Below are 12,449 nucleotides of genomic sequence, written 5' to 3'. Positions count from 1 at the left end.
CATCCCTTAAAACTTACATATCCGTTTCTGGAGATAAAGAAACAGAAGGAGTATCTTTAGGCTGCTCTAAAGCAACCTCTTCAGGGAAATGAGCCACATCATTCGTGGAGAGCAAAGCACTAATTACTTCATCACTCTCCTGTACTAATGCTTGTAAGGACTCATTAAGATCCGCAGAAGAGACCGTTGTGGTATCTTCCACTGCTTGAGAAATCACCTCAGAAATCAACTTAGAAGGAGGTGGTAATAAGGAAAACTTCTTCTCATTTGCAGGGTTTTCTGAAGACCCTTCCCATCCTTCTTCCGTTACACTTCCCAACATTTCCTGAGAAGAATCCACAACCTCAGAAATTTCTTTGATGTTCTTACGAGAAGAATGTCTTTTCTTTTCTTTCCAACTCTCGCTCCCCTTATGAAAATCCTTATCTTTGCGTCCTTCTTTCTTCTCTTTCTTCCCTGCATTAAAAGAAGGCGCTCCAGCATCCACAGCTACCTCCTCTACAGTTCCAGAATTTACACTGTTAGAAGACGCTGCAGTCGAGGAAGACTTCGTTAACTTAATTAAAGCCTCTCTCCCCCCTGCAATTTTAATTCCGCGATCCAGACCTATAGCTTTCAAATTGATCTTCGCATCTCGGATTTCCATAACTTCATAATCCCCCGCGGGGACCATAAAAGGCTTGCTTTGATCACAATTACGGAAAAAACAAATTCTTCCTAAGGAAACAACCTCTATTGCTTCAACAATAAAGGGATCTTGAGAAAAGTGTTTTGTATTTCGTACTGATAATTTATATCCTTCACGAGAAGTAATAACGGTTTCTATAACTGGTTCTCTTGTAAAATACACTGATTATAAACCTTTTATTTAGAGTTTTGCGCTACATACTCTAATAAATCTACAATGCGCGTTGCATATCCTATTTCATTATCGTACCAAGAAACCAACTTGAAGAAACGATCATTCAAGGCAATTCCCGCAAGAGAATCAAAGATAGAAGAAAATTCAGAGCCAATATAATCGGAAGAAACAACCTCTTCATCTGTGTAACCTAAAATCCCTTTTAAGTTAGTCTCTGAAGAATGTTTCATCGCACTACAAATTTCCTCATATGTTGTAGACTTTGCTAACCTCACGGTAAGATCTACAACAGAAACGTCAGCAACAGGAACCCGAAAGGCCATTCCTGTGAGTTTATTCTTTAATTCAGGAAGACAAAGAGCAACAGCCTTTGCAGCCCCCGTAGATGCAGGAATAATATTTTGCAAAGCGCTACGACCACCTCGCCAATCTTTTTTCGAAGGACCATCAACTACAGGCTGAGTCGCTGTAGCTGCATGAACTGTCGTCATTAATCCTTCTTCTATACCAAAGTTATCTAACAGTACTTTAGCTATTGGAGCTAGGCAGTTTGTTGTGCAAGAAGCATTAGAAATAATTAGATCTGTAGCTGGATTATATGCATGATGGTTTACCCCCATGACAAATGTAGGGACATCTCCCTTTGCTGGAGCAGAAATAAGCACACGCTTTGTTCCGCTTTCTAGATGTTTTGCAGCGTCTTCTTTCTTCGTGAATAATCCCGTACTTTCTACTACAACATCTACACCGAGCTCTTTCCAAGGGAGCTTTTGAACATCACGCTCTGCTAAAAAACGAATTTTCTGTTTCCCAGAAATTAAGCAACCATCCTCATAAGAAACCTCACTAGAAAATCTTCCGTGAGTAGAATCGTACTTAAATAAGTACGCCAAAGCATCGCCTGGGACAAGGTCATTAACAGCTAGGACTTGAAGATTAGAATTTCTTTTCAAAATTTGTCTTAAGACTAATCGCCCAATGCGCCCAAAGCCATTAATTACAACATTCATCTTTATCCTAAAATCGGAGCAAAATTTATTCTAGTTAGCTAAAAATTCTATAATACACTTTTGAGCATTATCACCAACCCTATTTTGTAGTTTCAAAATGCGTGTATAACCACCCTGTCTTTCTACAAAACGAGTTCCTAACTCTTCGAATAATTTTTTAATCACTACACGATCAACATTATAACAAGAAGTGTTGCCTTCCTTTGCTTGACGCGCCTCTTTCGGAGACAACTTATTGTAGCGAACCATCAATCTACCAATAGCCAACCGTCTCGCGGCCAAGGTGTTTTTCTTAGCCAAGGTAATCATCTTATCTGCATGACGACGCAATTCCTTAGCTTTTGGAAGTGTAGTTTCTACTCTTTCCAGATGAATGAGGGACTTCAACATGTTAGCCAACATACAACGATTATGAGAAGAAGTCCGTCCAACTCGAAATTTTTTTCTAGCATGCTGCATAATTTACCCCTTAGTACCCTTTACGCGAATTTTTTCGGCATACCACTTCATCTTTTCTTTTACATTATCTAAACCAATACCAAACTGACTTAGATCCATGCCTAACTCAAGCTTCATCTCTTTAAGCTTATTCTTGATTTCACATAGAGATTTTTTCCCAAAATTTCTAAATTGCAACAAACGAGGCTCAGGCATAATGACAAGCTCTCCAATAGTCTCAATATTTGCATTAGATAAACAGTTTGTCGACCTTACAGAAAGCTCTATCTCGTTAATTCCTAAAATCAGCTTATGAAGAATGTCATCTTTATTTTCTTTTTCGATGGAAACAGCTTCTTCAAAGACGATACGCTTCTCATCCATCTTTTCAAAAATAGAGAAATGCTTTGTCAAAATTTGCGTAGAAAATGCAAGAGCTTCTTTTGGAGTAATTCTGCCATCTGTTTCTACTTGTAAAATCAACCGATCAAAGTCCGTGTCCTGACCTACACGGGTATCTTCTACATAGTAATTCACTAAACAGACAGGAGAAAAAGCCGCGTCTAAAACAATCTCATTCACGCCCTTATCTTCCAAAACAATACGCTCAGAAGTAGTATACCCTCGCCCAAAAGCAACCCGCAAAGTAATGTCTAATTGCATTGGCTGGGTTACAGTAAAAATCACCTGCTCTGGGTTTACAGCTTCAAACCCTCCCTCTTGCAATAAATCTCCAAGAGTAACTTCTTTTTGCCCGCCAACAGCAGCTAAATCTGAAGCGTCAATAGAAATACTGGATTTCAGCAATTGTGTAGACCTTCCTTCTTCAGACCCTTGCATTGGATGCTTTTTCAATAAAGCGCTCTTCAGGTTCAAAATAATATTAGTTACATCCTCTATAATACCTTCTATGGCCATATACTCATGCAAAACTCCGGTCATAGAAAATGAAATAATTGCTGGAGCTTCTAAACCGATTAATAAAGCTCTTCTTAAAGCATTGCCAAGAGTATGACCCATCCCTTTTTCTAAAGGCTCGGCAACAAAGCGAGCGTGCGTATCCGTAGAAAATCCTTCCATCGAAAGCATTTTAACCGATTCTGGCAACTCAAACTTGTCGTAAAGTAAATTTTGCAAATTCTCTGACATCCCTTTCTCCTTCCCTAAAACTATACCCTGCGCCTTTTTCTTGGACGACACCCATTATGAGGAACAGGAGTTTCATCACGGATAACAGAAACAATTAAACCAGAAGAAATCAAAGCTCGAACAGCGGACTCCCTACCTGCACCGGTACCTTTTAAGCTAACTTCAACTTCCTTTAAACCAAAGTTCATTGCAATCTTAGCAGCATCCTGTGCAGCAACTGTTGCTGCAAATGCAGACGACTTACGAGAACCTGAATAGCCCACCTTCCCAGCAGAAGCCCACGAAATTACATTTCCTGCAGGATCTGTGATAGATACAATCGTATTATTAAAAGTCGCCTTAACGTGGACTACACCCGAGGGAACATTTTTAGACTGTTTTCTTTTTATGCTTTTTTTCGCTTGAGCTTGATTTTTAACCAAAACACAACTCTCCTAATTAAAAATTATTTCTTCTTACCAGCGACTGTTTTACGCTTCCCTTTGCGGGTGCGTGAATTTGTCTTTGTTCGCTGCCCTCGTACAGGCAAAGAAAGTCTATGTCTTTGGCCTCGATACGCATGAATAGCTATTAACCTTTTAATATCAGATTGAACTCTTCGACGTAGATCACCCTCAACAACATATTCAGATTGTAAAAGAGCATTCAATCTTCCAACTTCTTCTTCAGTGAGCTCTGACGTCCTAGCTTCAGGATCCAAATTCAACCTTTCAATAATTTCCTTGGAAAGAGCTGGCCCTATTCCGTAAATATATGTAAGACTTATTTTCAACTTTTTCTTCGCAGGAATATCAATTCCAATGATGCGTGGCATACGTAGAGCCTCCCTTAAAATAGTGTAAGCATCTTAGGTCAAAAATTGTTATTTTTCAATGCCTTCCTTTAGAACGATCGGTTTTCAAAAACCCATCATAACGCCGCATAAGCAAGAAGGCATCAACTTGCTTCATTGTATCTAAAATTACCCCAACAATAATCAGCATAGCAGTGCCACCAAGAAAATAACTTACGTTGGAATCTACATGCAATACGCGGCCCAAAATTGAAGGAAGGATAGCTATAACAGCTAAAAATACAGCCCCTAATAGAGTTACGCGGTTCATTGTATATTCCAAATAGCCCTGCGTAGCCTTCCCCTGGCGTATTCCAGGAATAAACGCATTATTCTTTTTCATTTCAGAGGCAATCTGTTCAGGATGAAATTGCGTTGCAGTCCAGAAGTAGGTAAAGAATATGATCAAGAAAACATATAATAACGAATATACCCAACTCCCTGGAGATAACATACTTGCAACTCGTTTTATCCACGAGGACTCTGAGGACATAAATTGCCCAATAGTCGCGGGGAACATCAACAATGATGAGGCAAAGATTACAGGGATCACTCCGGCATAATTTACTTTCAAAGGAAGATACGATCCTCCTCCAGGGACTTCCCTTCTTCCAATCACCCTACGGGCATATTGTACAGGGATTTTTCTCACTCCTTCGATAATCAAAATCGTTGCGATCAGGACAAAAACAAAGACCGCACAGAGCAAAAGAATAGAAACCAATCCTAAGTCTGAGGGATCCTGAGATCCTAAGTGCAACTTATTAACAATAGAGCCTAGCACAGAGGGGAATGAAGCTAAAATCCCCAAAGCAATAATCAAGCTAATCCCGTTGCCTATACCCTTATCAGAAATTTGTTCTCCTATCCACATTAGCAAAAGTGTTCCCGTAGTCATCACAATTACTGTTGTCATATAGAAAAGTAGAGGCACTCCAAAAATTTGCGGAGAGACCAATATAGGCAAAACAATCCCAGGAATGGTTAAATTCATTCTCAAAGCGAACTTTGCGAACAAGAGGGACTGAACTATAGCCAACCCTACAGTAAACATACGAGTAAGTCGTCCAATCCTTCGCTTTCCTTGATCAGGGGACTCTCGAAGTTCTCTTTGCAGGGAAGGCATGAATACAAGAAGCAATTGGACAATAATAGAGGCTGAGATGTAGGGAACAACACCAAGAGCGATAACTGTCATTTGAGCAAAAGCACCGCCAGAAAATATGTCGGCTAATTGAAATAAATTCTGACTAGAACCTAAAAGTTGCTTAAAATATGCAACCGCACGCTCTCCATTAATTCCCGGGACAGGGATAAATACCCCTACCCTACAAGCTGCAAGCAAAGCAAAAGTATAAAAAAGCTTCTGCCGCAATTCAGAAATCGAAAAAATTTGTTTTAGTGTTGTCATGCGCGGATAATTATCCCTTTTATTAAGCAGCGCTTAAGACCCTCTGAACACCCTGAGACAATACAACTGCAGAGTCTTTCCATAAAAATGCTTTTGTTAGTTCTCCCTTAAGAATAACCTTTACACGCACTGCGTCCTTGCTAATTACTTTTCGATCTTTCAAAGCTTCCAGAGTAATTTCTTCTCCTTCCTGAAAAACTAACTGCAAGCGCGAAGTAGTTACTTCCTCCACGCACTTATCAAAGCGTGCATGGGAAAATCCTCTTGTAGGAGCCCTTCTATAAAGAGGAACCCCGCCTCCTTCATAACCAAAGCGGCGCTTATATCCCGAACGGCTTCCATCTCCTTTATGCCCTCGACCACTCGTTTTCCCATGGCCAGAAGAAGGCCCTCGACCTAATAACTTTGTTTTTCTTCTACGTGGTGAAGGATCTCTTAAAGACTCAAGTTTAATCATGTGTTGCGGCTCTCCTTCTTCTCAATACTTCTTTTCGAACAGAAAGTTCTGTAAGAGCTTTAAATGCAGCTTTTACTTGATTCATTGGGTTGTTCGATCCCAAACTTTTAGCAACAATATCTTTTACCCCAGCCATCTCTAAAATCAAACGAATGCGAGAACCAGCAACAATTCCCGTTCCTGGCTTTGCAGGCTTTAGCAACAATTGAGCTCCATCATGATGCACAAGAACTTCATGAGGGATAGAGCCATTTTCTAAAGCAAGTATCTCTATTAAATTTTTTCTTGCAGCCTCACCACCCTTACGGATAGCATCTGTAAGTTCGTTCGCTTTAGCAAAACCGTATCCCAGGCGCCCCTTTCCATCTCCCACTAAAATCAAAGCAGAAAAACTAAATTTCCTTCCGCCTTTTACCACTTTAGAGCAGCGATTAACAACTAGGACCTTCTCTTCGAGCTGATCTTCTTTATGAGAATTCTTTGATAACGTCATCTCTTTTTAACCTTTCATTAAAACTGTAATCCACCCTCTCTAGCTCCATCTGCCACCATAGCAACAATGCCATGATACTTGAAGGAACCTCGATCAAACACAACGCGTTCTACTTGAAGGTCTTTGCCTAGCTTGGCAATTTTACTACCCAAAACCTTAGCACATTCCTGATTCTTACGTGTGAAGCCTTCACTCTTACATACTTTAGACACAGTAGAAACTGAAGCCAAAGTCCTTCCAATAGAATCATCTATGAGCTGCACATAAATATGCTTGTTTGTTTTTACAACAGACAAACGAGGTTTCAAAGATGAGCCTTTTAGGGCCTTACGCACTCTCAAAGCTCTTCGCGTTTTCTTCAAAGATTTTTGGAATAACGAACTTTCCATAATTAAACTTTCGCCCTATATCTTACTTTTTGCTTGTCTTTGCTGCTTTCCCAGCTTTTCGACGAATATATTCATTTTCATAGCGGATGCCTTTACCCTTATAGGGTTCTGGAGGCCGTTTAGCACGAATTCCAGCAGCAAATTCTCCGACCAACTGCTTATCAATACCTTTCACAGAAATTAACACATTTTTCTCTACAGCTACTTGCAAAGACTCCGGTATAGGGATTTTTACAGGGTGAGATACCCCAATAGAAAGATCTAAAACAGACCCTTGTACTGCAGCTCTAAAACCAACCCCAATCATTTCTAGACGCTTTTCAAAGCCTTGGTGAACTCCTCGAACCATATTAGCAATGAGCGCCCAATATAAACCTTGCATACAGCTAGGTTTATCAAGAACATGAGGAGCAGCCTTGACAAGGATGGATTTATCTTGCAAGACAATATCCACCGCATCAACCAATTTTTGTGTTAAAGAACCTTTAGGACCTTTGACAATAATTTCATTATTTTGAATGGAAACCTCGACTCCTTGAGGGAGCGCAATAGGTTCTCGAGCCTTACGAGACATTCTCTTACCGTCCTATAAATTATTTCCTATTACCAAACTAAACAAAGCAATTCTCCACCAACGTTTTTCATTCTCGCTGTAGAGCCATCCATGACTCCTTGGGAGGTAGAAAGAATAGAGATACCCATATTCCCAAACACATAGGGAATCTTCGCCGCAGAAACATATATTCTTCTAGAAGGCTTAGAAACACGCTTAAGTTGGTGGATTACAGATTCTCGGTTTTGATTATACTGCAAGAAAACCCTCATTAAGCGTTTACGGTTTTCTTCTTTGACTAAATAATGGGCAATAAATCCCTTGCTCTTAAGAATTTTTATAATAGCTTCGCGCATTTTACTGTGTTCTAAATCCACATACACATGTTCCGCCCTTAGAGCGTTTCGAATACGCGTTAACATATCTGCTATAGTATCACTTGTCATGCCCATACCAAACTACCTCTCCCTTATTGTGCCTTCTTAAATCTTAGCCCCATCATCTCCAATAGAGCCAAGCACTCCACATCTGTTTGTGCAGTGGTTACCCAGGTAATGTTCATTCCTTGAGCACGCTTCACAAGATCTAAGTTTACCTCGGGGAAAATCTGCTGATCATCTAAGCCTAAAGAATAACAACCTCGACCATCGCCCTTGGTAGAAAATCCTCGAAAATCTCGAATTCGAGGAGAAACTATATTACAGAAACGATCCATAAATTCATACATGCGAACTCCGCGAAGCGTAACCTTAGCGCCAACTCCTTGGCCTTCACGAAGCTTGAAGCCCGCGATAGACTTCCTTGCCCTAGTTACTAAAGGTTTTTGCCCGGAAATCATAGCAAGCTCTTCTAAATGCGCCTGAAAAAGATTTTTATCTTTAGAAGCTTCAGCAAGACCCATACTTATTACGATTTTCTTTAACACTGGAATCTGCATGACATTTGCATACTTAAACTTCTCCTGCAAATTCTTGCGAATTTCTTCAGTATAAAAATTTTTTAATCTGCTCATACTAACCTTTTCTCTCTTTCACTAAACGGTATAGCTTAGTGCTACCATCTGAGCATCTTTGCCATAATTCTCTTCCCTTTTCAGAAGCTTTAACGAAGAGTCTTGCAGGCTCTCCATCTATGCTCAAACGTACATTGGAAATATGTATAGGAGTTTCTATACTAATACGCTTACCCTTAGGATTTTCTTGACTACGTTTAATATTTTTGGTGCGAACATTTACACCTTCAACAACTACACGATCTTTACAAAAAGAAAGAACTTTTCCTTCTTTTCCTTTATCGTTTCCCGCCAATATATGAACTGTATCGCCAATACAAATACGTCTTTTCATAACCTATTCCTTAAATTACCTCTGGAGCTAAGGAACTAATTTTAATAAAACCTCGATCTCGAATCTCCCTAGCCACAGGCCCAAAGATACGAGTTCCTTTAGGGTTCCCTTTGTCATCGATAATCACACAACTATTGGTGTCAAATCTTAGAGACGAACCATCTTTTCTTAGAATATCACAGCGAGTGCGAACGATTACGGCTTTAACCACATCCCCTTTCTTTATAGAGCTATCAGGCTCAACCTCTCTAACGGAACAAACGATAACATCTCCAACTGTAGCATAACGTCTTCGGGATCCACCCAAAACCTTAAAACACTTGACCCTTTTCGCCCCAGTATTATCGGCAACCTTTAATTGACTTTCTTGTTGAATCATAATCCATCTACCCGATGCTATATTGGTAATCTGCCACTAATTTATACATTCAATAACACGCCATCTCTTCAATTTAGATAACGGCCGAGTTTCTTGAATCCTTACTTTAGCTCCTTCAGTAACCCCATCTAAATCATTGTGAGCGTAAAACTTTTTCGAATCACGAACCACTTTAGCATACTGAGGGTGTGCACAAATTCTCTCTACACGAACAACAACGGTCTTATCCATTTTGGCGGAAACGACAACACCGATTTTAGTCTTTCTAGCGCCTCTTTGCTGGTTAACCATGAACTTTACCTTTTCTTTCCTGTTTGACAGTTAAAGCCCGAGCTATATCTTTCTTAAGCGAAACAAACAGATGTGCTTTTACAACTTTATTCTGCAGCAAAGCCTCTGCTCTTAAACTGTACAGCGCTTTTTTACTTTCATGAATAAATTTATCCAAATCTGCGTTACTCTTATCTCTAAGCTCGGCGAGAAGATCCTTTTTTTTAGCCATAATTCTACACTCTCTCTACTCGCTTAACAAAGCGTGTTTTTAATCCTAATTTCGCCGCAGCCCTTCGCAGCGCATCTTGAGCATCTTCTCTTGAAACGTTAGCGACTTCAAATAAAATCCTACCAGGACGAACAACAGCTACCCAATGATCCGGAGCTCCCTTACCTTTACCCATACGAGTCTCTGCAGGCTTTTTCGTTACACTTTTATCTGGGAAGACGCGAATCCAAACCCTTCCTCGACGTTTCAAATGTCTATTGATGGCAACCCTACAAGCTTCAATCTGCCGACTTGTTATCCAGCCTCGTTCTAAGGTCTGCATGCCAAATTCGCCGAAATCAACAAAAGTAGCGCCCTTGCTTAAACCAGCAAACTGACCCTTTTGCTGCTTACGAAATTTTGTTCGCTTAGGCATTAACATAACAACACACCTTTATTTTGACTCTATGATGCAGCCGCAGGCGCTGCAGGGGCATTTCCAGAGACAGCTTCGTTACGAGGCGCTGCCGACGCAGTTTTTTCCCCAAGATTAATCCAAACTTTTACACCAATAATTCCATACGTGGTTTCTGCAGAGGCAGTAGCATAATCAATATCTGCTCTCAATGTATGCAAAGGCACTCGGCCATTCTTGTACCACTCAGACCTAGCAATTGCTGCTCCCGCTAATCTTCCAGACACCTGGATTTTTACCCCAACAGCTCCTGCATCCATAACGGACTGCATTGCCTTCTTCATAGCACGACGAAAAGAAACGCGACGCTCTATTTGTCTCGCGATATTATCTGCAACAAGCTTAGCATTTAATTCTGGACGCTTGATCTCAGCAATTTCTACCCAAACTTCTTTTCCAGTAAGTTTTCTAAGCTCTTCCTTAAGAAGATCAACCTCTGTTCCCTTCTTTCCAATAACAAGACCTGGACGCGCAGTTTGAATTGTTACTTCAATTTTTCCGCTCATACGACGAACAATGAATCCTGCAGCACCTTGACAAGAAGGCTTTTTCCTTAAAAACTCTCGGATTTTTACATCCTCAATAAGGAAGTTCCCAAACTCTTGTTTGTTTCCGTACCAAAGAGAGCGCCACTTTTTTGTAACACTTGTGCGAAACCCTATTGGGCATCCTTTTTGACCCATAATCTTCTCCTATCGCTCCTTCTCGCCAACAATAACTGTTAGATGGCTAGTACGTTTCAAAATAGGGGACCGCCCTCCCCGACTTTTAGCTTTTGCGCGTTTATATGTAGGACCCGCATCAACACGAACTTCAAGTACATTTAACTTTTCACGCTTCACATTGTCGTGAAGCTCAGCATTAGCAACGGCACTATCTAAGACCTTCTTAAAGCATCTTCCAGCTTTCAGTTGAGAAAACTGCAATTGCTCTTGAGCCTCTTTAACACTTAATCCCCTCATTAGCCCTGCAACCAATCTAGCTTTACGAGGTTGTACCCGGATATAACGGGCGGTCGCTTTAAACATAATGTCTCCTTCAGACTTACCCTTTTTTCACAGGATGACTCTTAAATATCCTTGTTGGGGAAAACTCTCCGAGCTTGTGGCCAACCATAGTTTCCGATACAAATACTGTGAGAAACTTTTTTCCATTATGCACTTCAAACGTATGACCAATCATCTCAGGAGTAATGATCGAACGACGGGACCACGTTTTAATCGGAGACTTTTTCTCCTCAAGATTCATTGCTCGAACCTTTTTTAATAGATGGTGATCAACAAAAGGACCTTTTCTTAATGACCTACTCATAAATCCCTATTTCCTTCGATCTTTGATTATCCACTTATTACTCTTGCGCTTATTTCGAGTTTTTAATCCCTTAGTCACTTTCCCCCAAGGAGTACGAGGAATGTATCCGTTATGTCGGCCTTCTCCTCCCCCGTGTGGGTGATCCACAGGGTTCATTGCTGTACCACGCACTGTAGGGCGAATTCCTTTCCAGCGCTTTCTACCAGCCTTCCCCTCAACCCTTAGATTATGGTCCGCATTTGAAACTTCACCGATGGTTGCTCGACAACTCTCGTTCAACATTCTAAACTCACCGGAAGGCATTTTCAGAGTAACGTATCCTGGAGTCTTTGCAATAATTTGCGCAGCCAATCCCGCAGATCGAACCAACTTTCCTCCTGAACTGGGGCGCATTTCTATATTATGCACAGCTAAGCCTAAAGGCATGCTCTTTAACGTCATGCAGCAACCAACTTTAAAGGGGCTTCCCTCTCCAGAGATCACTTTATCCCCACGCTTAAGCCCTTTAGGAGCCAAAATATAGCGCTTTTCTCCATCTTCATAATTCAATAAAGCAATGTATGCCGAGCGGTTAGGATCATACTCTATAGTAGAGACTTTCGCCGGGATTCCATCCTTATTTCTTCTAAAATCAATAACTCTATAAAGCTTTCTCACTCCTCCGCCACGATGACGACAGGAGATGTGACCTAAATTATCCCTCCCGCCACTGCTTTTTTTGAAACGCGAGAGCTTTTTAAGCGGCCTAATACTTCTTTTAGAAGCTATGCCCAATAAGTCTCCTCGAGTTGTCAACTCATCAAAAGCCGGAAGAACTAATTGTCTGGTTCCTGGAGTTACTGGCTTAAACTTTTTAAACATGA

22 protein-coding genes are annotated in these 12,449 nt (G+C 40.7%); all 22 read right to left on the bottom strand.

All coding sequences use genetic code 11. From position 1 onward, the window contains the following. Nucleotides 1–13 precede the first annotated feature (13 nt). From grgA to rplB, 22 genes are read right to left on the bottom strand one after another with little or no spacing between them, the layout of a single operon-like run. On the bottom strand, nt 14–850 hold the full coding sequence (gene grgA, locus G5S_RS01945) for a GrgA family transcription factor (RefSeq protein WP_013712498.1): 837 nt from the start codon (nt 848–850) through the stop codon (nt 14–16). Between the two features lie 14 nt (nt 851–864). Beyond that, nucleotides 865–1,872, bottom strand: a complete 1,008-nt coding sequence (gap, locus tag G5S_RS01940; RefSeq protein WP_013712497.1) for a type I glyceraldehyde-3-phosphate dehydrogenase — start codon at nt 1,870–1,872, stop codon at nt 865–867. A 30-nt stretch (nt 1,873–1,902) separates the two neighbouring features. Next, nucleotides 1,903–2,331 (bottom strand): 50S ribosomal protein L17, encoded by a 429-nt coding sequence (gene rplQ, locus G5S_RS01935; protein ID WP_013712496.1) that lies wholly within the window; start codon nt 2,329–2,331, stop codon nt 1,903–1,905. A 3-nt stretch (nt 2,332–2,334) separates the two neighbouring features. Then, the gene (locus G5S_RS01930; protein WP_013712495.1) at nt 2,335–3,459 is read right to left on the bottom strand and encodes a DNA-directed RNA polymerase subunit alpha; all 1,125 of its coding nucleotides are present in this window, start codon (nt 3,457–3,459) and stop codon (nt 2,335–2,337) included. A gap of 20 nt (nt 3,460–3,479) precedes the next feature. Beyond that, complete coding sequence (gene rpsK, locus G5S_RS01925; protein ID WP_013712494.1) at nt 3,480–3,881, bottom strand: 30S ribosomal protein S11; 402 nt, start codon at nt 3,879–3,881, stop codon at nt 3,480–3,482. A gap of 23 nt (nt 3,882–3,904) precedes the next feature. Next, a complete protein-coding gene (gene rpsM, locus G5S_RS01920; protein WP_013712493.1) occupies nt 3,905–4,273 on the bottom strand; it encodes a 30S ribosomal protein S13 in 369 nt (122 codons plus the stop codon). 55 nt (nt 4,274–4,328) lie between these two features. Then, nucleotides 4,329–5,702, bottom strand: a complete 1,374-nt coding sequence (gene secY, locus G5S_RS01915) for a preprotein translocase subunit SecY (RefSeq protein WP_013712492.1) — start codon at nt 5,700–5,702, stop codon at nt 4,329–4,331. A gap of 22 nt (nt 5,703–5,724) precedes the next feature. Next, nucleotides 5,725–6,159 carry a 50S ribosomal protein L15 gene (gene rplO / locus G5S_RS01910; protein ID WP_013712491.1) on the bottom strand — a complete coding sequence of 145 codons (435 nt, stop codon included), beginning with the start codon at nt 6,157–6,159 and terminating at the stop codon, nt 5,725–5,727. After that, nucleotides 6,152–6,652 carry a 30S ribosomal protein S5 gene (rpsE, locus tag G5S_RS01905; RefSeq protein ID WP_013712490.1) on the bottom strand — a complete coding sequence of 167 codons (501 nt, stop codon included), beginning with the start codon at nt 6,650–6,652 and terminating at the stop codon, nt 6,152–6,154. The genes rplO and rpsE overlap by 8 nt, the downstream gene beginning before the upstream one ends. A gap of 17 nt (nt 6,653–6,669) precedes the next feature. Beyond that, the gene (gene rplR / locus G5S_RS01900) at nt 6,670–7,041 is read right to left on the bottom strand and encodes a 50S ribosomal protein L18 (RefSeq protein WP_013712489.1); all 372 of its coding nucleotides are present in this window, start codon (nt 7,039–7,041) and stop codon (nt 6,670–6,672) included. Nucleotides 7,042–7,063: 22 nt separating this feature from the next. Further along, the gene (gene rplF / locus G5S_RS01895; RefSeq protein WP_013712488.1) at nt 7,064–7,615 is read right to left on the bottom strand and encodes a 50S ribosomal protein L6; all 552 of its coding nucleotides are present in this window, start codon (nt 7,613–7,615) and stop codon (nt 7,064–7,066) included. A 29-nt stretch (nt 7,616–7,644) separates the two neighbouring features. Next, nucleotides 7,645–8,046: a 30S ribosomal protein S8 gene (gene rpsH / locus G5S_RS01890; protein WP_021756343.1), complete on the bottom strand. Its 402-nt coding sequence runs from the start codon at nt 8,044–8,046 to the stop codon at nt 7,645–7,647. Between the two features lie 17 nt (nt 8,047–8,063). Then, nucleotides 8,064–8,606, bottom strand: coding sequence for a 50S ribosomal protein L5 (gene rplE, locus G5S_RS01885; protein ID WP_013712486.1), 543 nt, complete (start codon nt 8,604–8,606; stop codon nt 8,064–8,066). Nucleotide 8,607: 1 nt separating this feature from the next. After that, nucleotides 8,608–8,940, bottom strand: a complete 333-nt coding sequence (gene rplX / locus G5S_RS01880; RefSeq protein ID WP_013712485.1) for a 50S ribosomal protein L24 — start codon at nt 8,938–8,940, stop codon at nt 8,608–8,610. Between the two features lie 10 nt (nt 8,941–8,950). Beyond that, on the bottom strand, nt 8,951–9,319 hold the full coding sequence (gene rplN, locus G5S_RS01875) for a 50S ribosomal protein L14 (protein WP_013712484.1): 369 nt from the start codon (nt 9,317–9,319) through the stop codon (nt 8,951–8,953). A gap of 36 nt (nt 9,320–9,355) precedes the next feature. Continuing rightward, a complete protein-coding gene (gene rpsQ, locus G5S_RS01870) occupies nt 9,356–9,610 on the bottom strand; it encodes a 30S ribosomal protein S17 (RefSeq protein WP_013712483.1) in 255 nt (84 codons plus the stop codon). After that, nucleotides 9,603–9,821 (bottom strand): 50S ribosomal protein L29, encoded by a 219-nt coding sequence (rpmC, locus tag G5S_RS01865; protein WP_013712482.1) that lies wholly within the window; start codon nt 9,819–9,821, stop codon nt 9,603–9,605. Before rpmC ends, rpsQ begins: the two co-directional genes overlap by 8 nt. Nucleotides 9,822–9,825: 4 nt before the next feature. Then, nucleotides 9,826–10,242: a 50S ribosomal protein L16 gene (rplP, locus tag G5S_RS01860; protein WP_013712481.1), complete on the bottom strand. Its 417-nt coding sequence runs from the start codon at nt 10,240–10,242 to the stop codon at nt 9,826–9,828. Between the two features lie 23 nt (nt 10,243–10,265). Then, nucleotides 10,266–10,958: a 30S ribosomal protein S3 gene (rpsC, locus tag G5S_RS01855; protein ID WP_013712480.1), complete on the bottom strand. Its 693-nt coding sequence runs from the start codon at nt 10,956–10,958 to the stop codon at nt 10,266–10,268. A gap of 9 nt (nt 10,959–10,967) precedes the next feature. Beyond that, nucleotides 10,968–11,303 (bottom strand): 50S ribosomal protein L22, encoded by a 336-nt coding sequence (gene rplV / locus G5S_RS01850; protein WP_013712479.1) that lies wholly within the window; start codon nt 11,301–11,303, stop codon nt 10,968–10,970. Nucleotides 11,304–11,319: 16 nt separating this feature from the next. Further along, the gene (gene rpsS / locus G5S_RS01845; RefSeq protein ID WP_013712478.1) at nt 11,320–11,586 is read right to left on the bottom strand and encodes a 30S ribosomal protein S19; all 267 of its coding nucleotides are present in this window, start codon (nt 11,584–11,586) and stop codon (nt 11,320–11,322) included. Between the two features lie 6 nt (nt 11,587–11,592). Beyond that, complete coding sequence (gene rplB, locus G5S_RS01840; RefSeq protein ID WP_013712477.1) at nt 11,593–12,447, bottom strand: 50S ribosomal protein L2; 855 nt, start codon at nt 12,445–12,447, stop codon at nt 11,593–11,595. Nucleotides 12,448–12,449: the final 2 nt, after the last annotated feature.

The organism is Chlamydia pecorum E58, from assembly GCF_000204135.1.
GTDB classification, from domain to species: domain Bacteria; phylum Chlamydiota; class Chlamydiia; order Chlamydiales; family Chlamydiaceae; genus Chlamydia; species Chlamydia pecorum.
Note: the sequence above shows the minus strand (reverse complement) of the source record. Positions and strands in the feature narration are given on the sequence as shown.